The organism is Rhodococcus sp. UYP9 (genome assembly GCF_040547235.1).
Lineage (GTDB): Bacteria > Actinomycetota > Actinomycetes > Mycobacteriales > Mycobacteriaceae > Rhodococcoides.
This window is the reverse complement of record NZ_JBEPPH010000005.1, coordinates 14,036-34,424: the sequence shown is the minus strand read 5'-3', so window position 1 is coordinate 34,424 and position 20,389 is coordinate 14,036. Positions and strand designations below refer to the sequence as shown.

Genomic DNA, 20,389 nt, shown 5'->3' with positions numbered 1-20,389 from the left:
CGCTCCGCTCCGCCCCGGGGGTGTGTGTAGACCCGTCGACGCGTAACGCGGGCGTAACCGCCGTTAACCGAAAGCGTGAACTGGCGCTATACCGTCGGCGCAATCACACGTGGTCTACAACGGTGGAGAACAGGAGTTCGGGTGCCGACAGGACTCATTACGCTCGCAGCGACTCTCGAAAGGTCGCTCGCGGATGTCGACGCGGCATACGCCGCTGCCTACCCTGGGGCCGATGGCAGCCGACAGCCCGTACATACGGTCTACGTGCCGGCGAACGAGTACGACGCCGACACGGTCGCGCGGTGGGGCGTCGAGGCGCTGGAGGTTCTCGACACCCACATCGACGGCGCGGCCGATCTTGCGATCGTCACCGGCATCGAACCGGAAATGGCCGAAGCAGTGCTTCCACTCGTGCGGGCCAAACTGCAGCGCGAACCGATCGAGGACCTCCGCATCGATTTCGAGGACGGTTTCACCCGCCCGGAGATCCCCGATCACGAACGTGACGAGGACGAGGACGCGCACGTCGCACGCGTTGCCGCTGTGCTCGCTTTCGCTCCATCCGCTACACCTTTCGTTGGGCTCCGCTTCAAGTCGTTCGAGGCCGCGACCCGCAGGCGGGGGCTACGCACCCTCGATGCTTTCGTATCGATCGTCGCCGAAAAGTGTTCCCTTCCGGACGGATTCGTCCTCACGCTGCCGAAAGTCACCGCCCCGGAACAGGTTGCGGCGATGGTCACGGTGTGCGAACACCTCGAGGTCACCTATTCGCTTGCTGCGCCCGTGCGGTTCGAGATTCAGATCGAGACACCGCAGGCGATTTGCGGCCCTGACGGTACAGCCGCAGTCGCGACGATGATCCGCGCCGCGCAGGGTCGATGCTCCGGACTGCATTACGGCACCTACGACTATTCGGCCGCTTGCGACATCGCAGCCGAATACCAGGCAATGGATCACCCGGTCGCGGACCACGCCAAGGCCACGATGCAGGTCGCCGCAGCAGGAACAGGTGTCTGTCTCTCCGACGGATCGACCAACCGCCTCCCCGTCGGCACCCGTGACGAGATCCGCGCGGCGTGGGCGCTGCACGCACGCCTCGTCGACAGGTCGCTGCGCCGCGGCTTCTACCAGGGTTGGGATCTGCACCCCGCGCAGCTGCCGACGCGGTACGCCGCCAGCTTCGCCTTCTATCGCAGGTCGCTGCCCGGTGCGGGCGCTCGGGTCGCGGCGTACCTCGACCCCGGTCGTGCGTCCGGATATCTCGACGAACCCGCGACTGCTCGCGCCCTCGCAGCGTTTCTACTGCGAGGGTCGACTTGCGGCGCCATCACAGAACAGGAAGTGTGCGCCAGCACCGGAACGACCCTCGATCACCTGTCCCGGCTCGCAGGTCACTCGGTCACCGAGGTCCGATGAGCACCGTGATTCGCGCGCAACGCGCCGTCGTCGACGGCCGGATCCGCGCCTGTGCGGTCCGTCTGCTGGACGGCCGGATCTCCGCGATCGAGGCCTACGACAGTCCGGTACCGCCGGATACGCGAGAGGTAGCCCTCGCGGCCGACGAGGTACTGCTGCCGGGCCTGGTGGACACCCACGTCCACGTCAACGAACCCGGACGCACCGAATGGGAAGGTTTCGCGACCGCCACGCGCGCCGCAGCGGCAGGCGGGGTAACCACGCTCGTGGACATGCCACTCAATTCCGTCCCGTCCACCGTCGACGTCGCCGCTCTGACGGTGAAGCAGAAGGTCGCCCGCGATCAAGTGACGGTCGACGTCGGATTCTGGGGCGGAGCGATACCTGGCAACCTGGCCGATCTCGAACCTCTCTGGGACGCAGGCGTATACGGTTTCAAGTGCTTCCTGGCTCATTCGGGGCTCGATGAATTCCCACCGCTCGATCGGCAGCAGATGCTTGCCGCGATGCGGACGATCGCTGGGTTCGGCGGCCTGCTCATCGTGCATGCAGAGGACGGCCCGACCCTCGACGAGCAGCCTCCTCCGACGGGTCCGCACTACGACACCTTCCTGGCGTCACGGCCCGCCATCGCCGAGGCGCGCGCGATCGCACAGGTCATCGAGGGCGCACGGCACACGGGATGCCGCGTGCACATCCTGCACCTGTCGGATGCGGAAAGCCTGCCGCTCGTCGCAGCTGCGAAGGCCGAGGGCCTGCCCGTCACCGCCGAAACGTGCCCGCACTACCTTTCGTTGTTCAGCGAGGAGATTCTCGACGGCTCGACCCACTTCAAGTGCTGCCCGCCGATCCGGGAGGCACGTAACCGTGAAGGGTTGTGGCGAGGTCTCGCAGACGGCACGCTCGACTGCATCGTCTCCGACCACTCGCCGTGCCCGCCTGAATTGAAGAAGTTCGCCCGCGGTGATTTCGGTGAAGCGTGGGGCGGTATCTCGTCTCTGCAACTCGGACTGCCCGTCGTGTGGTCGGAAGCGCGCAGGCGCGGCCACACTCTGGTGGACGTGTCCCGCTGGATGGCCGAACACACAGCCGATCTGGTGGGGTTGGCCGATCGCGGAACGATCGCTGTCGGCAACACCGCCGACCTGTGCGTGTTCGCGCCCGACGATGCGTTCGTGGTCTTCCCCGAACGGTTGCACCACCGTAACGCCGTGACCCCATACGCAGAGCGCGCGCTCGCCGGCGTCGTCCGGCAGACGTGGCTCGCGGGTGAGCCACTCACTGTCACCCTCGAGCCTGCACACAATCCCTCGCCGCGCGGTGCTTTGCTGTCCAGAAAGGAAACCCGATGACCGACGCGGACTTCCTGCGCCTACCCGATCTCGCCTCCCGTGTGCTGGGTGGAGCCGTCGTGTATGCAAACGACGAATTCTTCGCGAGCCGTGAGAATCTCATCTCTCCCGGCGCACCCCAATTCGACCCGAACGAGTTCGGCCACAAGGGAAAAGTGTACGACGGATGGGAAACTCGCCGTCGACGCGAAGAGGGTCACGATTTCGCAGTGATCCGGCTCGGAATTCCAGGAGTGGTACACGGCGTTGTGATCGACACCGCCTGGTTCACCGGAAACTTCCCACCTTTCGCATCCGTCGATGGCGTGTGCGTCGATGGACATCCCTCGGCACAGGACCTTCTCGACGCGCCGTGGGAACCGATTTTGGATCAGGTTGCACTACAGGGCAACACCGCCAACTCGTTCGTGGTGAACGACGATCGAAGGTGGACCGATCTGCGTTTGAACATCTTTCCGGATGGCGGTGTTGCGCGGCTCCGGGTGCACGGTCAGGCTCGACCAGATCCGGACTTTCTTACCGGCACAATCGATCTCGCCGCGATCGAGAACGGGGGCGATGTGGTTGCGTGTTCGGATCGGTTCTATTCCTCGCCGCGTAACATGATCGGTCCGGGCCGAGCCCGCACCATGGGAGAGGGCTGGGAGAACGCGCGTAGGCGCGACGACGGCAACGACTACGTCGTGCTGCGGCTGGCAGGTGAAGGGCGCGTGGACCATGTCGAGATCGACACCTCGTACTTCGTGGGCAATGCGCCGAGATCTGCGCGATTGAGCGGAATGGCAACGGAGGCAGATATTTCCGATGAGTTCGCCTGGGTCGAGTTGGTGCCGCGCACTGCGCTGCTGCCGGACTGCCGTCATCGGTTCCGGGTGGACTCTTGCGATCCGGTGCGGTTCGTGAGGCTGGATGTGTATCCAGACGGAGGAATTGCGCGACTGCGAGTGAACGGGCGACTGGTCTAGAGCCCGCGCCGCACCGGTGAGAATTTCCTTACCGGCGCGAAACATTCGGACTCGAGCCCGAAAAGTGCGGGGCCCAGTATGTATCCAGCACGCATACCGCCCTGCATCCGAAACGGAGCGCTCCACCATGACGACACCGCACCCAGTCGACACGAGACTGCCGTTCTTCCGGCAACTTGCCTTCGGTATCCAACACGTCCTGATCATGTACACCGGGTGCATCACGGTCCCACTGGTTTTCGGGGCGGCAGTCGGGCTCGACCGCGACACCATCGCGATGCTCATCAGTGCCGACCTGTTGATCGCCGGTCTCATCACGATCGTTCAGAGCCTCGGTGTCGGCAAGCTCGCCGGAGCTCGGCTCCCGATCGTATGCGGCGCAACGTTCGCAGGTCTGACGCCGATGATCCTGATCGCCAAGGAGTACGGTCTGCAGGCAGTGTACGGATCGATGCTTGTCGGCGGCATCGTCGGCCTGGCGCTGGCGTGGCCGTTCGCCTCCATCATCAGGTTCTTCCCGCCGCTCGTCACCGGCGCACTGCTCACCGTCGTCGGACTGTCGCTCGTCGGCGTCTCGGGCGGTCTGATCGTCGGAAGCGACCCATCCTCACCGTCGTACGCCTCACCAACCAACATTGCTCTGGCAGTGCTGGTCATCGCCGTGGCGGTCGGCTTCCTGTGCCTCGGCCGCGGGATCTGGTCGCAGCTCGGCGTGCTTCTCGCCCTCGTCATCGGTACGGTTGTCGCGGTCCCGCTGGGCCTGATCGACCTCGGGGGCGTCGCAGGCTCGTCATGGGTGGGTCTGCCTGCTCCGTTCCATTTCGGTGCGCCCGAGTTTCCGATCACCGCAGTGGTCGCCATGAGCATCGTCATGGCCGTCGCGTTCGCCGAGTCGACAGCGAGCATGCTTGCCGTCAGCGAGATCACCGGTAAGCAAGTGACGAAAGGCGACATCGCCCGCGGTCTCGCCGGTGATGGCGTGTCCGCAGTATTGGGAGGTATTTTCAACGCCTTCATCGACACCATGTTCAACCAGAACGTCGGCGCCGTCGCCACCACCCGCGTGTACAGCCGCTACGTCACGGCCACATCCGGCGTGATCCTGATCGCGCTCGGTGCCCTGCCGAAAATGAGCTCGATCGTCGCAGCGCTGCCCAAACCGGTCGTCGGCGGCGTCGGCCTGATCTTGTTCGCGACCGTCGCACTGGTCGGTATAAACACGCTGCGCTCGGTGGACCTGTCGGACCGGATCAACTCCACGATCGCGGCCGTCGCGGTCGGCATGGGCTTGCTGCCCGAATTCGCCGAGGGACTGTTCGAGAACTTCCCATCCGCCGCGCAGATCCTGCTCGGTAGCGGAATCACACTTGCTGCAATCACAGCGTTCTCACTGAACCTCTTGTTCAACCACACACGGCTCGGAACGTTGGCACGCGCCGCGTCCGGGCCCGGCACGTCGGCCCCCGTCACCTCGGCCGAAATCCCCGCCCCCGCAGGAGAACTACATGTGCCCACAACCGTCTGACATCTTCGAGGTCCCCGCCGTCGACATCGGTCCGTACGTAAGAGGCGGTAGTGACGAAGACCGCGCCCGGGTGGTACGAGAAGTCGACGACGCCTGTACCCGTGTCGGATTCGTCCAGATCCTCGGCCATAGTGTGCCGGACCCGGTCATCGATGGGCTCACCGCCGCCGTCGACGACTTCTTCTGCCTGCCGTTGACGAGGAAAAAGCAGTACCGCGTCGTCGGCGCGAACCGGGGATACAGCCCGCCCAAGAGCGAGTCCCTGAGCCTGAGCCTCGGAGTCGAATCCGCGAATCGCATGAACGACTTCTTCGAAGCATTCAACATCGGCGTAGAAGCCCGGTCCTTCGCGCACCTGGATCTGTCGGAGGACGACTACGGGCTCAACGTTTGGCCCGAGGTCCCCGACTTCGAGGACCGGGTGCAGGCCTATTACACCGAAGCCGCCCGAGTCGCCCGCACCCTCACCCGAATCTTCGCCGATGCGCTCGGTCAAGAACCCGATTACTTCGACAAGCTCACCGCCCATTCGATCGACGTGCTGCGCATGAACAACTATGCGCTCCCCGAAGGGACGGTGACCCTCGACGGAGACCTGGTCGGGATGGGTGAGCACACCGATTTCGGAATCGTCACCGTCCTGTGGGCCGACCGGGTTGCAGGGTTGCAGGTGCTCGGATCGGACGGCATCTGGCATGACGTCGAACCACTACCAGGGGCACTGCTCGTCAATCTCGGAGATCTGACCGCCCGCATCACCGACGACCGATGGATGTCCACCTTGCACCGCGTGAAGCCCCCGATCGTCGACGGCATGATCCAGCGACGTCGCTCGGTGGCGTTCTTTCACGACGGCAACGTCGATGCGGTGATCTCGACGTTGCCGGAGTACGCCGGTGCGGAACCGTACGATCCGATCGTCGTTCGCGATCACATAAAGGCCAAGCTCGCAGGTTCCCGGCACGGCAAGGCGAACACCGCTGCCGTGCGGGAAGCAGCCCGCGTGCTTGCCGCCGCTGGAGAGAATCGGTCGTGAGTCACGTCGTACTCGTCCACGGTGCGTGGGCGGGCAGTTGGGTATGGGACTCCCTTCTTCTTCCGCTGCGGGCTGCTGGGCACACCCCGCACGCATTGTCGTTGCCTGGAGTCGGGCAGTGGGATGAAGCGGACGTCACTCTCGACGACGTCGCGGGCTTCGTAGCCGATTACGTGGCAGCGCTCGACGGTCCGGCAATTCTCGTCGGGCACTCCGGGGGTGGCATCATCGTGACCCAAGTCGCGGAGATGCTGCCTGCTCGCATCGCCGGCGTGGCGTATGTGGCGGGGATGATGCTTCCGTCGGGTGTCGATTTCGGGATGCTGTGCGACGGGCTGGGACTCGAACCTCCCGTGGGTATCTCTACATGGCTCCAGAGCACTTCCGACGGTCGCGGTACCGTGGTGCCTCCCGAGGCCGGAGCGGTCGTGTTCTTCCACGAAGCAGGATCTGCGGCCGCGATCGGCGCTGCACGCCGGCTGGTGCCGCAACTCGAAACCGCGCGGCTCATGGCTCCGACCTGGACGGCGGAGCGGTACGGGTCCGTGCCGCGTCTCTATATCGAGTCTGCATTGGACCGCACGGTTCCACTTGTCACCCAGCGGGAGATGCAGCAACGCACCCCGGGTGCTGCGGTTGTGACGCTCGAAACCGACCATGCACCGCAGCTGTCGATGGCTGAGGAGCTCGCGCACGCGCTTGTGCAGTGGTGTTCCGGCCATGGGCGCGAGGACTGCTCACTCTAAGAGCCGGTTCGGACGCCTCGAGGCGTAAATCTCTGGGACACTGCCGATCTACACACTGCATCGGAGACTCGACGTCGGCCCTCGAGGTGGCGATACCACTTCGAGGGCCAACGTCGTGGGACTACGCGCCGCCCTTGTATTCGACCTCGTACTCTCCGGACTTGATCTTCCCGCGGTATTCCTCGAACAGCGCCATCGTCTCGGGTGAGATTCGGTCGGCGAATGCTGGGTTGATCGCGACGTCCATGCCACCTTCGGCGAAGTTCACCTCGTAGTACTTCGCGGGATCGATGTTGCCGGCTTCGACGTCGGAGACCATCGCGCGCAGTACCTCGTCGAGGTTCCACACGATGGAAGAGACGACGTTCTCGGGTGCGAGCGCGGTCTGGTCCATGGCGTACCCCGCGACACCGACACCTCGCTGCTTGGCCCCTTCGATGGTGGCCGCGTCGACACCGCAAGTGGTGAACTGGTCAGCTCCCTGGTCGACGAGTGCGTTGACAGCTTCGAGGGTTTGGGCCGCGGCATCGGACCAGCCACCGATGTACGAGGGGCGGAGCTGAATCTCGCCTGAGCCCTTGTAACTCAGACGCGCGCCGTCGGCGAACGATTCGATCTGTGCCTTGCACACCGGGGTTTCGAAGCCTGCAGTGCCGGCGAGAATGCCGGTCTTGGTGAGCTCGCCGGCGAGTATGCCGGAGAGGAACGAACCCTCGTAGAACGGCTGACTGTAGTCGGCGAGGTTCTCGGTGATGTCGCCGAAACCGCCGGCGTAGGCGAACAGTACGTCCGGGTAGTCGGCCATGATGTTCTTGATCGGCTCACCGTAGTTGAAGGAATGGCCGACGATCAGTTTGTTGCCGTCCTCGGCCAGATCGGTCGCAATCTGTGCAATCTGCTCGGAAGTTGCACCCGAATCCTGTTGCACCACCGTTAGTTCGAGTACACCTTCGGTTTCGAGCTTTTTGGCTCCGTCGACCATGCCTTGGTTCCATCCGAGGTCGTTGACGGGACCGGAGGTGATGATTGCAGCCTTGATGGTGCTATCGGAGGATTGTTCCCCACCTGCCTCGGAGCTCGAACATCCTGATACGGCGACACCGACGGCAGCGATTGCTGCGAGAGCAGAACCCAGCTTCTTCACGTATTTCTCCTTGGGGGGACGGAGGACCCGCCTTCGCGAGTCCTGTTTGGGGGAGGTCTATTTGGCGGGAACGAATGGAACGCCGAGCACCTTGGGTGCGTTGCTGCGCGAGAACCAGACGGTGGTAGCCACCACTGCCAGCAGGGTCACCGCGTACGGCATCGCCTGAAAGAGTTCGTAGGGCACCGACGTCGACTGGCCCCCGGAGGCGGCCTGCACCCGAAGCTGGAATGCGTCCACGAGTCCGAACATGAAGCCGCCTGCCATGGCGCCGAGCGGATTCCATCGCGCCAGAATTACGACACCGAGAGCGATCCATCCGCGTCCTCCGGTGATGCCGTCTTGGAAGAATCCGAGGCCGTCGATGACGAGGGCGCCGGCCATCCCGGCCGCGGCGCCCGATATCAACAGCGTGATCCACCGAGTCCGCGCAATGGAAACACCGACAGAGTCGGCAGCGTCAGGGTTTTCACCCGCGGCGCGCACCGAGAGACCGAAGGCAGTGCGGGACAGTACCCACCACAGCGCGACGACCAGCGCGAGCGCGACGTACACGAGTGGGGATTGTGAGAACACGATCGGACCGAGCACCGGGAGTGCGGACAGTACGGGCAGATCGACGGGGGTGGTGCCCTGGATGCGCGGGGGTGTGCCGGTGACGCCGAAAACCTGCAGATACAGGAAGGACGCGAACCCGGTGCCGAGGATCACCACCGAGATGCCCGTGATGATTTGATCCACCGCCATCGTGATCGTCAGGTAGCCGACTATCGCAGCGGTGAGCAAGCCCGCGACAGCCCCGGAGAAGGCGCCGAGCATCGGCTGTCCGGTGTAGTAAGTGGTCACGAAAGCCGTGACAGCCCCCACCATCATCTGGCCCTCGATGCCCAGGTTCATCAAGCCGGAGCGCTCCGCGAGACACGCTCCCGCCGCGGCGAGGATGATGGGCACCGCGAGACGCAGCGCAGAGGTGAGCAGTGGCACAAGTGCACCGGCACCCAGGACGTCGGACCAGTTCATCGGGCACGCTCCACAATTCGATTGGCGAGCAGCACCGTGAGGATCATGACGGCCTGCACGACGGTGCCGATGGAGGCGGGAATCTCCTGCGTGCGCTGCACGGCCTGGCTGCCGAGCGTGAGGCCGGAAACCAGTGCCGCTGCGAGCACGATGCCGAAAGGATTGCGCCGGCCGAGCAGTGCCACCACGATCGCGGTGAATCCGATCCCCGAAGATACGGCCAGCGACAGACGGAACTCGCTGCCGAGCAACATGATCGCCCCGGCGACTCCACCGAGCGCTCCGCTCACCAACGCCGAGGTGACGATGGTTCGGGCGACGGAGATACCGTTCGCAGCGGCCACGGTAGGGCTTGCCCCGACGACCTGCGATGCGAATCCGAACCGAGTCGACCGCATCAGCCACCACACCAGCGGCACGGCGGCGGCAGCTACGAAGACGCCGTAGTGGATTCGGGTCCCCGCAATCGTAGCGAGCGTCGCCCAATCGGGGATGCGCTCGGATTCCGGGGTGAATCCGTTGGGGTTGGCGAGAGGCTTACGGACGGCCCAGGCCAGTGTGTAGAAGACCAAGTAGTTGAGCATGAGCGAGGAGATGATCTCGTTCACCCCCAGTCGGGCCTTCAACACCCCGGCGATGCCACCGATACATGCCCCAGCAGCCGCTGCAGTGATGGCGACGATGGGAATCGCAACCCAGCCGGTGCCGAGTGGAACGCTGAGCACCACGGCCGCGGCGGTGATTGCGCCGACGTCGTAGTGGCCCTGTGCGCCGATGGTGATGAAGCCAGTGCGGTACGCGATCGCGTAGCCGAGTCCCATGAGTACCAGCGGAGTCATGCCTGTCAGCAACCGTCCGAGCTGGGTGTCTCCGCCGAGCGCGGCATCGATCATCGTCGCGTAGGCCTGCGCGGGATTGCCACCGGCGAGGACGATGAGGACTGCGCCGACGGTGAGGCCGACGACCAACGCGAACAGTGGAACTCCGAAGGTGACCACCAAGCCCCGAAAGCGCTGCGGGGCAACAGTGTCAGGTGTCGATGTCTTTGCCGATGGTGTGAGTGTGCCGGCGCTCATGCCGCTGTTTCCTGGAATCCACCCATCGCGTAACCGAGGGCCTCCCGGTCGAACGGGCCGTCGTCGAACTCGGCGACGATGCCTCCGCGGTACAGGACGACGACTCGGTCGGCGAGGCTACAAATTTCGTCGAGATCGGAAGAGATCAACAGGATTGCGGCACCCCGGACCCGGTGTTCCACGAGGGTGTCCCAGACGAATTCGGTGGCACCGACGTCGAGACCTCGTGTGGGTTGGGCGACGACGAGGACGGCGGGCGCACCGTCGAGTACTCGGCCGAGAACGACGCGCTGAGCGTGGCCACCGGACAGTGTTTTGGCGAGAGTGCCCGGGCTCGAAGCCTTCACCGACAGTGCCGCGATGATGCGCTCGGCGCGGTCGCGGATAGCGTTTCGCGAGAGAGCTCCCCACCGGCGGGCCAGCGGGGGCTTGGTGTAGCTGTCGACGGCAAGGTTGGTGTCGATACCGAGGGACTCGATCAGACCGCGGGCATAGCGGTCGGACGGAACGACACCGACACCGGCTTCGCGTAGGGCGCGAGGGGTCGACGTATCGACTTCTCGGTCGGCGATGCGTACTGCGCCTGTCGGGTCGGTGGCGAGCCCGGACAGCACGTCCTCGAGCGCGGATTGCCCGTTGCCCTCGACACCTGCGACGGCGACGAGTTGTCCTGCCGCCACCCGCAGGGTGACGTCGCGAAGTTGTCCCGGCACCGACACTCCGACGAGTTCGAGCATGCGGCCTCCGGGCGGCCCGGTGGCGCCTCGGCGTACGCCGAGCCCGACCTCGCGGCCGACCATGTCGCTTGCGAGCTCGGCTGTGGTGACACCCGCGACCGGCCTCTCGGTGACGAGTCTCCCCGCTCGAAGGACCCCGACCCGGTCGGCGGCTTCGAGAACCTCTTCGAGGTGGTGGGTGATGAGTACGATCCCGACGCCGCGCTCGGACGCGAGGCGGCGGATCTGTGCGAGGAGCGAATGTATCTCTGTCGGAGCCAGACTCGCGGTGGGCTCGTCGAGCAGCAGGTATCCGGCACCCTGATGGAGGGCGCGGAGGATCTCCACGCGTTGCTGTTCGCCGACAGAGAGCGTCTCGACTCGGGCGGTGGGGTCGCAGGCCAGGCCCGTGTCTTCGGCGAGCGCAGCAATGTCGTCCTGGGTGCGCCGCAGCCGGTTCTTCCCGACGACGCCGCGGGAACGACCGAGCAGAAAGTTCTCGGCGACCGTCATGCTCGGTACAAGCATGAAGTGCTGATGGACCATGGCAATTCGGGTGCTCCCGCCGTCGGACAGAGGGCGTCCGTCGACTTCGATCGAGCCGGAGTCCGGGGGTAGCTGCCCGGTGAGAATGCGCATGAGCGTTGACTTGCCCGCACCGTTCTCCCCGAGTAGGGCATAAACCTCACCGGGGCGTACGTGCAGCGAGACGTCTCGAAGGACGAGGTTGTCTCCGAAGGACCGGTGGATATCGTTCATCACGATGCCCTCTGCCGGGGTGGGAGATCCGGTGGCCGAGTCGGTGATGCCGGAACGAGATAGTGCTGTCGACATTCGGTTGTGGCCTTCCGAGAATTCGCTAGGTGTCGAGTCGAGACGATGCAGGGTCATAGTTGAGCTGCCATGTCCTATCCGTGACGTTCGTGTTAAGGCGGAAGCGCCCGAATTTCGTGAAGGCATCGAGCTGGTGATCTCCTCGCCCATAGGCGGGCGGACACGACGTGAGTCGCGACTCACGTTGGCTGTCAACGCTCTTGCGGTTACTGCAGCATTCTCCAGACCCGGTCACGCGACATCGGCAATTGGTATGGACGCACACCGATTGCGTTGCGGACCGCGTTCGCGAGGGCGGGGGCGACTGGGTTGAACGGGGCCTCGCTCATCGACTTCGCGCCCATCGGGCCCAGCTCGTCATAGGTGTCGGCGAAGTAGACCTCGGTGCGGGGAAGGTCGGCGTACTGCGGAATGTGATAGCTACGCAATGCATCCGTCGTCACGCGACCCTCTTCGTCGGTGACGAGTTCCTCGAACATCGACGCACCGATTGCCTGCCCGATGCCGCCCTCGATTTGTCCCCGGCATTGCTCGGGGTTCAGGACCGTGCCGGCATCGGCGGCCTGAATCGACCGCAGAATCTGCACTTCGCCGGTTCGGGTGTCCACCGCGACCCGGAATGCCTGCACGTTGAACGAGAGCGATCGGGGCAGGCCGCCGTGCCGACCCTCGGCACGCAATTGGCCGCCGGCAGCTATCAATAGTTCGGCGGAGGTGACGAAGCGCTCGCCGCATCGGACACCATCCGGGCACAGCGTCGCATGTTCAGGATTCGTTCCGGTGACTTCGGCAGCAGTCTTCGCCATCCGCCGGTGCAACTCCTGGGCGGCCGAAAGGAGCGCTTTCGAGGCAACCACAGTCCCGGACGAGCCGAAGGCGCCGGTGTCGTGGGTAGTTACATCGGTATCGGACCGGCGGATCTCGACTCGGTCGGGCCGCGTGCCCAGCGCGGTCGCGGCGATCTGCATGTGCACCGTGGTCGTTCCGTTGCCGAACTCGGCCGTACCGACTCGAGCGACATACCGTCCGTCCTCGAGCAACTCGATCGACGCGTCCGAGATGTGCCCGTTGGGCGGGTTGGTGGCGATCATGGCCAGCGCCATCCCGTCACCTGTCTTCCAATGATTGCCCACCGGGGCAGGACGGCCGCCGCCACGCGTCATCGCACGCTCGACGAGGTCGAGGCACTGGTCGAGGCCGTAGCTGCCATACATCAGGTCGGCACCTTCAGGATGTGCGGCTACGAGCGGATCGCCGGGTACCACGATGTTGCGTCGCCGAAATTCGTAGGGGTCGAGACCGAGCTTCGAGGCGAGTTCGTCGATCGCAGACTCGACCGCGAAGATCACCTGACCGAGCCCGTAGCCGCGGAACGCACCGGAGGGTCGGTTGTTCGTATATACCGACTGGCCGTCGACGCGCTTGTTCGCGCAGCGATATACCGCGATGGACTCGGTGCAGCCGTGGAAGAGCACGCCGGGACTGTGGTTGCCGTAGGCACCTGCGTCGGCGAGCACATCGATCGCGAGTGCAGTGAGCACTCCGCTCGCGTCGGCAGCCACGGTGACGGCTACGCGCATCGGATGACGGCACGGTGCGACGGTGAGCTGATCGGTGCGGCTGAACTCCCACTGCACTGCTCGCCCCGTTCGTAGTACCGCGGCGGCGACGACATCCTCGACCAGCATCTCCTGCTTCGCACCGAAACCGCCACCGACGCGGGTGGCGAATACTCGAACCCGACTCCGGTCGAGTCCGAAGATGTGGCACAGTTCGTCGCGCACGAGGAACGGTACCTGCGTGGAACTGCGTATCACGAGGCGGTCGGTATCGTCGAGAAAGCCTATGGCGCCGTGTGTTTCGAGATGAGTGTGCTGCACACGTTGGGTGTGCCAGCGTCCCTGGACCACAGCGGCCGCCGACGCCACGGCAGCGTCGATATCACCACTGCCACCGTGCATTTCGGCGACGACATTCCGCCCGACATCAGCGATGCGCGCGGCAGGCCCCTTGTCGGCGTGCAACAGGGGAGCGCCGGCCCCTCGAGCCTCCTCGGGATCCAGCACGAACGCAAGCTCTTCGTACTGGACCCGGATGAGTGCAACGGCCTGCTGGGCGAGCGCTGGGCTGTCCGCGACGACGGCGGCAACCCGCTGGCCGCGGAACCGCACGAGGCGATCGAACAGATACATGTCGTCCGGATCGTCCCGGCGCTGTTCGTGCCGCGCCGTCGAATATGCGGTCGCGGGTGCATCGCGGTGATACAGCACGGCATGCACGCCAGGGAGAGCTTCGGCCTCGGTGGTGTCCACGGACAGGATGCGGGCGTGCGTGTGCGGGCTGCCGAGCATCGCGATGTGCAGCAGTCCTTCGACAGTGGCATCCAGCGTGTAGGGCTCCGTACCGGTGACGACGCGGCTTGCAGCAGGCGCTCGCTGGGATTTCCCGCACGACGGGCCCTGCGCCTCCTCCACATTGGTGCGTCCGCGCAGCGCGTCTTCGATGGCACGGTAGCCGGTGCAACGACACAGGTTGCCCTTCAATCTGTTCGGCAGGTCGTCGAGATCCTCACCGGTGAACGTCGACGCCGTGACAATCATGCCGGCAGTGCAGAAGCCGCACTGGAAACCCGCTGCGTCCATGAACCGCTGTTGCAGCGGATGGAGGTCGTCACCGGTACCCAATCCCGTCACCGTTGTGACCTCGCTGCCTTCCGCCCGTGACGCGGGCATCAGACACGAGTGGAGGGGTTCGCCGTCCACCAGCACCGAGCAGGCTCCGCAGTCGCCGGAGTCGCAGCCCTTCTTGACCTCGAAGTGTTCGGTTTCGCGCAGTAGTGTGCGCAGGCACTGGCCGGGCCGCGGATCGGCGACGAGTTCGCGGCCGTTGACGGTGAGCTTCACAGCGTGTCCTCCCAGCTCGACAATTCGGTGCGCACTTCCTCGGCGAGAACGGCGGTGACGGCGCGACGCCAGTCCGCGGGACCATGCGCGTCGGTGTGGTAGCTCTCGACCGGAACGAACCCGGTGAGGGCGTCGGAAAGCTGTTGTGCCGTCGGTAATTGCGGAAACCGCAGCACGTAGGGTCGCGTCGTCGCGGCGGTGACGGACAGAACGGCCGTACCGTCGAGGTCGTGTCGCCCGATGACGACGGCGCCCGATCGTCCTAGTGGTGACAAAGAAATCTTACGGAAAGCTGTGTGCGCATGAAGGACTCGCATCGGGATACGGATGGCGCGCAACACTTCGCCGGGAGTGAGCGTGTTCGACCCGATACCGGTGACGAATTCGTTTATCGGCAGCTGTCTTTCGCCTCCGTCTACCGTCCAGATCACCGCAGTTGCTTCGAACGCGACCGCGAGCGAGATCATCGATCCGGCAGGAAGGGACAGGCAGATGTTGCCACCGACGGTGGCTTGTTTCCAGATCGTCCACGACGCGAGCAGTGCCTCGGCGCAATGTCGAAACACCGGTGCCGCTGGCCATTCGTGATTGCCGGACAGTCCGGCCAGGCGCTCGACGGTGCACGTGGCCGCGACCTCGAGGGTGTCGGGTGTCAGGCTCACCGGCTGCCAATCGAGACCTGTCAGGTCGAGCACACGATGCAGGTGCGGTTGGGGTTCGGAGAACAGCCAGGTGCCGCCGCCGAGGAAAGCCTCCCCGGCCCCGAGCATGAGGTCGGCGCGTTCGTGTGCGACGTCGTAGACAGTGACGGCATGCAGATCCACTGGTGATCACCCCGCTTTCGCGACGAGCTTGGTGTGTTCCTCCGCGACCTGGCGCGCGACAGCATGTTCGTCGACGGTGCGCACCTCTCCGCCACCGACCACTTCGCGGCCGTCGATCAGCAGCAGCTCGAGCGGGGGCGTGCTACCGAGCACGAGCGCTGCGACAGGGTCGGTGATTCCCGAGTGTGCGAGACCGTCGATTCGCCACAGTGCGAGGTCAGCGAGCTTGCCAGTCTCGATCGAACCGATCTCGTTCTCGCGCCCGAGGACTCGCGCACCACCGATCGTCGCGAGTTCGAGGCTCTGACGCACCGTCATGGCCTGTGGTCCGCTTCGCGCCCGGGCGAACAAGGCCGCGTGGTGTGCCTCCTCGAGCATGGAGGACGACTCGTTGCTTGCGGCTCCGTCGACGCCGAGGCCCAGCGGTACCCCGGCGGCGTACAGGTCGGTGGCTCGCGCGATCCCTGCACCGAGTCGGGCGTTGGACGTGGGGCAGTGGGCTGCTCCCGTCCCGGAGGCGGCGAGCACCCCGATGTCCCGGTCGTCGAGATGCACCGCGTGAGCGAACCACACATCGGGACCGGTCCAACCAAGAGATTCCATGTACTGCAACGGTTTACAGCCGAACTTATCCAGACAGAAGTATTCCTCGTCGAGTGTCTCGGCGAGATGGGTGTGTAGGCGCACACCGAGGTCGCGGGCGAGTAGCGCCGACTCCTTCAACAGGTCGCCGGTCACGGAGAACGGCGAGCAGGGGGCGAGCGCGACCCGCAACATCGAGTCGAACGACGGGTCGTGCCACCTGTCGACGGCGTCGCGACTGCCCTCGAGGATCGCATCGATGCTCTCGACCAGGTGATCAGGAGGCAGGCCACCGGAACTGGCACCGAGATCCATCGAACCGCGGCAGGGATGGAAACGAATACCGACTTCGGCGGCGGCCGCGATCTCGGCGCCGAACACGTCGCCGCCGTCGCGAGGTACGACGTAGTGGTGATCGGTGCTGGTGGTGCATCCGGTGCGGACGAGTTGGGCCAATGCGCCCTTGGCTGCGACGTGGACGGCGCCGGCGTCGATCCCACCCCAGATGGGGTAAAGGGTCGTGAGCCACTCGAACAGGGTGTGGTCGGCGGCGAGCCCGCGAGTGATCCACTGGTAGAGGTGATGGTGGGTGTTGATCAGTCCGGGCGTGAGCACGCAGCCGGTGCCGTCGAGAATCTGCGTTTCGTCGTATCCGGTGGGTTCACCCGCGCCGACCGCGACGATCCGGTTGCCGTCGACGACGACGTAGCCGTTTCGGTACTCCGCACGGGCGGCGTCCATGGTCACCACGTGTGCACCGCGGATCACACGTTGCCGGTTAGTGGGGTGCGGCTCCATGGTCGACTCCTCGATATCGTTCGGAGTCTTCAGTCAACTGCTCGGGAGGACGAAACCTCTCCGGCAGCACACACGAAACGCTTCGGAAATACTGCGCTCCTACTGTTCGATCGTCCAAGACGATCACCAGGAGGTGAACATCGTGCTTCTTCGCGATGTAGTGAATGCTCCGGAGCTCGGAATCCGGGTTCTGCACGGTGATGCGGAAGCCCTCGCGGGTCCGGTGTTGCGTGCATGCACGACGGACATGCCCGACCCGACGCGATACGTCACTGCCGGAGCACTGGTGTTCACCGGACTGGTGTGGCGGCGCTCGGCCGAGGACACCGATCTGTTCGTCAAACGACTCGTCGGTGCGGGGGTGTCGGCGATGGCCGCGGGGGAGGCGCTTCTCGGCGAGGTCCCGGAGGACGTGGTCGAGGCCTGCGTGCGGCACCGGTTGCCGTTGCTGGTGGTGCCCGAAGACGTACCGTTCAGCCGGGTGATCGAGTTCATGACCGGGCAGATGGCGGGTGCGCGTATGGATCGCCTGCAGACCGGGCTGGCGCGGCAGCGGCAGTGGCTCGCCGCCGTTGCGGACGGGCGCAGCGTCGACGAACTGCTCGATGGTCTTGCACAACTTTTCGGGGTCCGATGCTCACTGATCACTGCCACCGGGGTCTCGGTGACAGCGTCGGCGCCGCTCGAAGATACCGACCTCGATCGCGTGACTGCCGCCGCGTTGACCGCTTCCCGATTTCCGGCCGAGGTCCCCGGCGGTATCACCGTGCTGACCGTGGGCCGAGGCCTTGCCGACCGCATCGATTCGTGGTTCCTGGTAGTGCGGCAAGGGGATACGGACATCGAGACCCACACCGAGTGCGTCGAGGCCTTCGGCGAACTCGCTGCGGTTCTCGCGCTGGACCGGGTTCGCCGTGACGAGCGGCGTCGGGTCGCCTGGGAGATTGCCGACCGTGCAGAGATGACGCGCCACCTTCGGACGAGTACCGGGGTTGTGGTTGTCGCCGAGACCGAGGGGCGTATACAGACCGAGGTGCTCCGCGCCCTCCTCGAGGATGTGATGGCTGGCGCCGTGACGAGGGTCGATCATTTCGGTCGTGTGGTGGCGGTCGCGCCAGGTACGGCAGAGGAGGTGACGGAGACGCTACGTCGCTATCTGGGCAGGCTGGTACCCGCGTTGCGGCACGACCGGTTGTTCGTCGGGGTGGGGGAGATAAGTGCCGACGACAATATGGACGGTGGAATTCGTTCGGCGACAGCGGCAGTCGCAGCAGCACACAATGATTCGGCCCCGATATCGGTGCGTCGAGCGGAACTCGACTCGGCGGTCGGGTTGCTGTGGACCCTGCCGGACGATCTGCGTCGCTCGTACGCCGATCGCATCCTCGGTGACGTAGTCGAACACGACAATCGCACCGACTCAGGATTACTCGATACCCTCGACGCTTTCCTGGATTGCGACGGGTCCTGGCGGCGCGCGGCCGAGCGGCTGCACGTCCACCTCAATACCGTGCGCTACCGCATCGGAAGGGTCGAAGCGCTCACCGGGCGCAGTCTCACTCGTACCGGTGACCGCTTCGACCTGTATCTGGCGCTTCGATCTCTCGACTGACGATCACTTCTTACATGGCACCGGTATACGGATCCCAGGAGATGCCTGCATCGGGGGCGTCCTCGCGCAGCACGCTCGCCTGAATCAATCCGTAGGGTCGGTCGTCGGCGTTGAAGACCTCGTTGTCGTTCGCGACACCGAACCGTGCGATGTCGTAGACGAAGTGGTGCTTGTTGGGCGCGGAGAGTCGAATCTCCGCGATGAACGGATACCGCTGGAGTACCGCGCGCCCCATCTCGAACAGGCTCTGCTGCAGTGCTTTCGAATGAAGCGTGGCGAAGACCTCGAGCATCGTCGACCGGATGCCCGCATAGGTGGCATCCCAGTCCAGATCTGTGGTGGTGATCCGCCACTGTGCATCGAGACTGGTCGCCATGATGCGGTCGAGGGCAGGTTCGAGGACGGTGTACCGGTCGGTGAGAAACCCCTGGAACTCCGATCCGGTGGACTTGAGGACGACGAGCTCTTTCAGCCCCCCGATCACCCATTCTTTCCGGTCGGAACCGCTGCCCTGCACCGTGATCGCGGCCGTACGTACCTCCGAACCTTTGCGGGTCCAGGTGTGATCGTGGCCGGCACCGTCGACGACGACCCGTTCCCAGGCGTACTCCTCGATCTCGATGCGCGCGGAGTGAACCGGTGCGACATCGTCTACGAAGTGTCTAGCGAGTGCGAGTCCGTACTCCTCGATGAACGCCACGCCCATTTCCTTGGCATAGGAGTAGATGGTCTGCTTCTGGGTGTCGGTGGGCAGGACGGTGCCCTGGTCGCCCTCGAGATACGCAGCGTCGAAATCTCCCCGCAGGCAGGACGAGACATTGAGGTCGCGGATTTCGTGACGGTCGGTGTCACGCACGATCCGAACGACGCGATTCTCCGCCTTGCCGTATCGATGTGGCCCAAGGATGATCTTGCCGGTCAATTCGGTCATGGGTCAGCTCCCGCGGTAGGTGGAATACGAATAGGGCGACAGGAGCAGCGGAACATGGAAATGACCCCGCCCCTGGGGGATACGGAATGTGACGGCAACTTCGGGGTAGAAGGCTTCGGTCGCGCGGACGGAGTACCAGTCACCTGTCGCGAAGGTGAGGGTGTAAATGCCTGCAGGAAGCGGGTGTTCGGTGATGTCGGCGACTCGGCCGTCGTGGTCGGTGGCGCCTCTACCGAGGACAGTGCCGTCCTCGTCGGTGAGCGTGATGCTCAACCCGGGTGCGGGGACCCCTGCTGTGGCGTCGAGGACGTGGGTGCTGAGCGTGTTCATTCGGTGCCCTCCGGGGAGTGGACGAACCGACGTTCGATCCGTAGTCGAGTGATATCCGCGAGCGCGGTGCGCACCTCGTTGCGCTCGGCATCTGGGTCGTTGCAGAGGCGGCGTTCGAGGATGGCAAGCAATTCCGCAGCCGACCGGCCGTCCGCCCGAACGAGGTACACGTGCCCGAATTTCTCCTCGTAGGCAAGGTTGCCTTGGGCGATCCGGGCAAGTACTTCAGCGTCGGCCGTCGCGACGGCCGCCTGCTCACGGCGGGAGGACAGGTCGTTCGCGCGCTCACCGATGCGGGGGTGTCCGGCAAGGGCGTCGTCCAGATCTTCGCCGTCGAGCTCGGCGATCGCGCGCTCGGCGGCGGCGATAATCGCAGCTCGCGACCCGAACGGCCGCGCCGAGGAGAGGGTGTGTGCCCAGGAGCCGCTCGCACAGCACTCGAGCAACAGTACGACGGCCTCGTCCTCGGGAAGTTCGTCGAAGTCGGCGAGCGAATATTGCACGGAACCCCCTTCTATCGGTGGATTCCATCCTGTCTGCGGACGGCACCGATCGTCAGGCACAACCGCTACAGAGTTT

Annotated in this window: 17 protein-coding genes; 7 read left to right on the top strand and 10 right to left on the bottom strand. The window is 64.8% G+C overall.

Going from position 1 to position 20,389, the window contains the following annotated elements:
- Positions 1–141 precede the first annotated feature (141 nt).
- From ABIB36_RS15565 to ABIB36_RS15540, 6 genes are all read left to right on the top strand, one after another.
- Positions 142–1,416: a DUF6986 family protein gene (locus ABIB36_RS15565; RefSeq protein ID WP_354561152.1), complete on the top strand. Its 1,275-nt coding sequence runs from the start codon at positions 142–144 to the stop codon at positions 1,414–1,416.
- Positions 1,413–2,768, top strand: coding sequence for an allantoinase AllB (gene allB / locus ABIB36_RS15560; RefSeq protein ID WP_354561155.1), 1,356 nt, complete (start codon positions 1,413–1,415; stop codon positions 2,766–2,768). Before ABIB36_RS15565 ends, allB begins: the two co-directional genes overlap by 4 nt.
- Complete coding sequence (alc, locus tag ABIB36_RS15555; protein ID WP_354561157.1) at positions 2,765–3,733, top strand: allantoicase; 969 nt, start codon at positions 2,765–2,767, stop codon at positions 3,731–3,733. Before allB ends, alc begins: the two co-directional genes overlap by 4 nt.
- A 127-nt stretch (positions 3,734–3,860) precedes the next feature.
- Complete coding sequence (locus ABIB36_RS15550; protein WP_354561160.1) at positions 3,861–5,258, top strand: uracil-xanthine permease family protein; 1,398 nt, start codon at positions 3,861–3,863, stop codon at positions 5,256–5,258.
- Complete coding sequence (locus ABIB36_RS15545; RefSeq protein WP_354561162.1) at positions 5,239–6,294, top strand: isopenicillin N synthase family dioxygenase; 1,056 nt, start codon at positions 5,239–5,241, stop codon at positions 6,292–6,294. Before ABIB36_RS15550 ends, ABIB36_RS15545 begins: the two co-directional genes overlap by 20 nt.
- Complete coding sequence (locus tag ABIB36_RS15540; RefSeq protein WP_354561164.1) at positions 6,291–7,040, top strand: alpha/beta fold hydrolase; 750 nt, start codon at positions 6,291–6,293, stop codon at positions 7,038–7,040. Before ABIB36_RS15545 ends, ABIB36_RS15540 begins: the two co-directional genes overlap by 4 nt.
- A 121-nt stretch (positions 7,041–7,161) precedes the next feature.
- Here ABIB36_RS15540 and ABIB36_RS15535 read toward each other — a convergent pair whose 3' ends face one another.
- From ABIB36_RS15535 to ABIB36_RS15505, 7 genes are all read right to left on the bottom strand, one after another.
- Positions 7,162–8,184 carry a BMP family protein gene (locus ABIB36_RS15535; RefSeq protein WP_354561167.1) on the bottom strand — a complete coding sequence of 341 codons (1,023 nt, stop codon included), beginning with the start codon at positions 8,182–8,184 and terminating at the stop codon, positions 7,162–7,164.
- A 57-nt stretch (positions 8,185–8,241) separates the two neighbouring features.
- Positions 8,242–9,204, bottom strand: coding sequence for an ABC transporter permease (locus ABIB36_RS15530; RefSeq protein ID WP_354561169.1), 963 nt, complete (start codon positions 9,202–9,204; stop codon positions 8,242–8,244).
- Positions 9,201–10,280 carry an ABC transporter permease gene (locus ABIB36_RS15525; RefSeq protein ID WP_354561172.1) on the bottom strand — a complete coding sequence of 360 codons (1,080 nt, stop codon included), beginning with the start codon at positions 10,278–10,280 and terminating at the stop codon, positions 9,201–9,203. Before ABIB36_RS15525 ends, ABIB36_RS15530 begins: the two co-directional genes overlap by 4 nt.
- Entirely contained in the window at positions 10,277–11,830 is a 1,554-nt protein-coding gene (locus ABIB36_RS15520; protein ID WP_354561174.1) for an ABC transporter ATP-binding protein, read from the bottom strand. The genes ABIB36_RS15525 and ABIB36_RS15520 overlap by 4 nt, the downstream gene beginning before the upstream one ends.
- Before the next feature lie 206 nt (positions 11,831–12,036).
- The gene (locus ABIB36_RS15515; protein WP_354561177.1) at positions 12,037–14,733 is read right to left on the bottom strand and encodes a molybdopterin-dependent oxidoreductase; all 2,697 of its coding nucleotides are present in this window, start codon (positions 14,731–14,733) and stop codon (positions 12,037–12,039) included.
- Positions 14,730–15,557 (bottom strand): FAD binding domain-containing protein, encoded by an 828-nt coding sequence (locus tag ABIB36_RS15510; RefSeq protein ID WP_354561179.1) that lies wholly within the window; start codon positions 15,555–15,557, stop codon positions 14,730–14,732. Before ABIB36_RS15510 ends, ABIB36_RS15515 begins: the two co-directional genes overlap by 4 nt.
- Before the next feature lie 6 nt (positions 15,558–15,563).
- Entirely contained in the window at positions 15,564–16,937 is a 1,374-nt protein-coding gene (locus ABIB36_RS15505; RefSeq protein WP_354561182.1) for an 8-oxoguanine deaminase, read from the bottom strand.
- Between the two features lie 142 nt (positions 16,938–17,079).
- Here ABIB36_RS15505 and ABIB36_RS15500 point away from each other — a divergent pair, with 142 nt between their 5' ends.
- The gene (locus tag ABIB36_RS15500) at positions 17,080–18,549 is read left to right on the top strand and encodes a PucR family transcriptional regulator (protein WP_354561185.1); all 1,470 of its coding nucleotides are present in this window, start codon (positions 17,080–17,082) and stop codon (positions 18,547–18,549) included.
- A gap of 10 nt (positions 18,550–18,559) precedes the next feature.
- On the opposite strand, the gene pucL is transcribed toward ABIB36_RS15500, so the two are convergent.
- From pucL to uraD, 3 genes are read right to left on the bottom strand one after another with little or no spacing between them, the layout of a single operon-like run.
- Complete coding sequence (pucL, locus tag ABIB36_RS15495) at positions 18,560–19,480, bottom strand: factor-independent urate hydroxylase (protein ID WP_354561187.1); 921 nt, start codon at positions 19,478–19,480, stop codon at positions 18,560–18,562.
- 3 nt (positions 19,481–19,483) lie between these two features.
- Positions 19,484–19,810, bottom strand: coding sequence for a hydroxyisourate hydrolase (gene uraH, locus ABIB36_RS15490; protein ID WP_354561190.1), 327 nt, complete (start codon positions 19,808–19,810; stop codon positions 19,484–19,486).
- Positions 19,807–20,313, bottom strand: coding sequence for a 2-oxo-4-hydroxy-4-carboxy-5-ureidoimidazoline decarboxylase (uraD, locus tag ABIB36_RS15485; protein ID WP_354561192.1), 507 nt, complete (start codon positions 20,311–20,313; stop codon positions 19,807–19,809). Before uraD ends, uraH begins: the two co-directional genes overlap by 4 nt.
- Between the last annotated feature and the right edge of the window lie 76 nt (positions 20,314–20,389).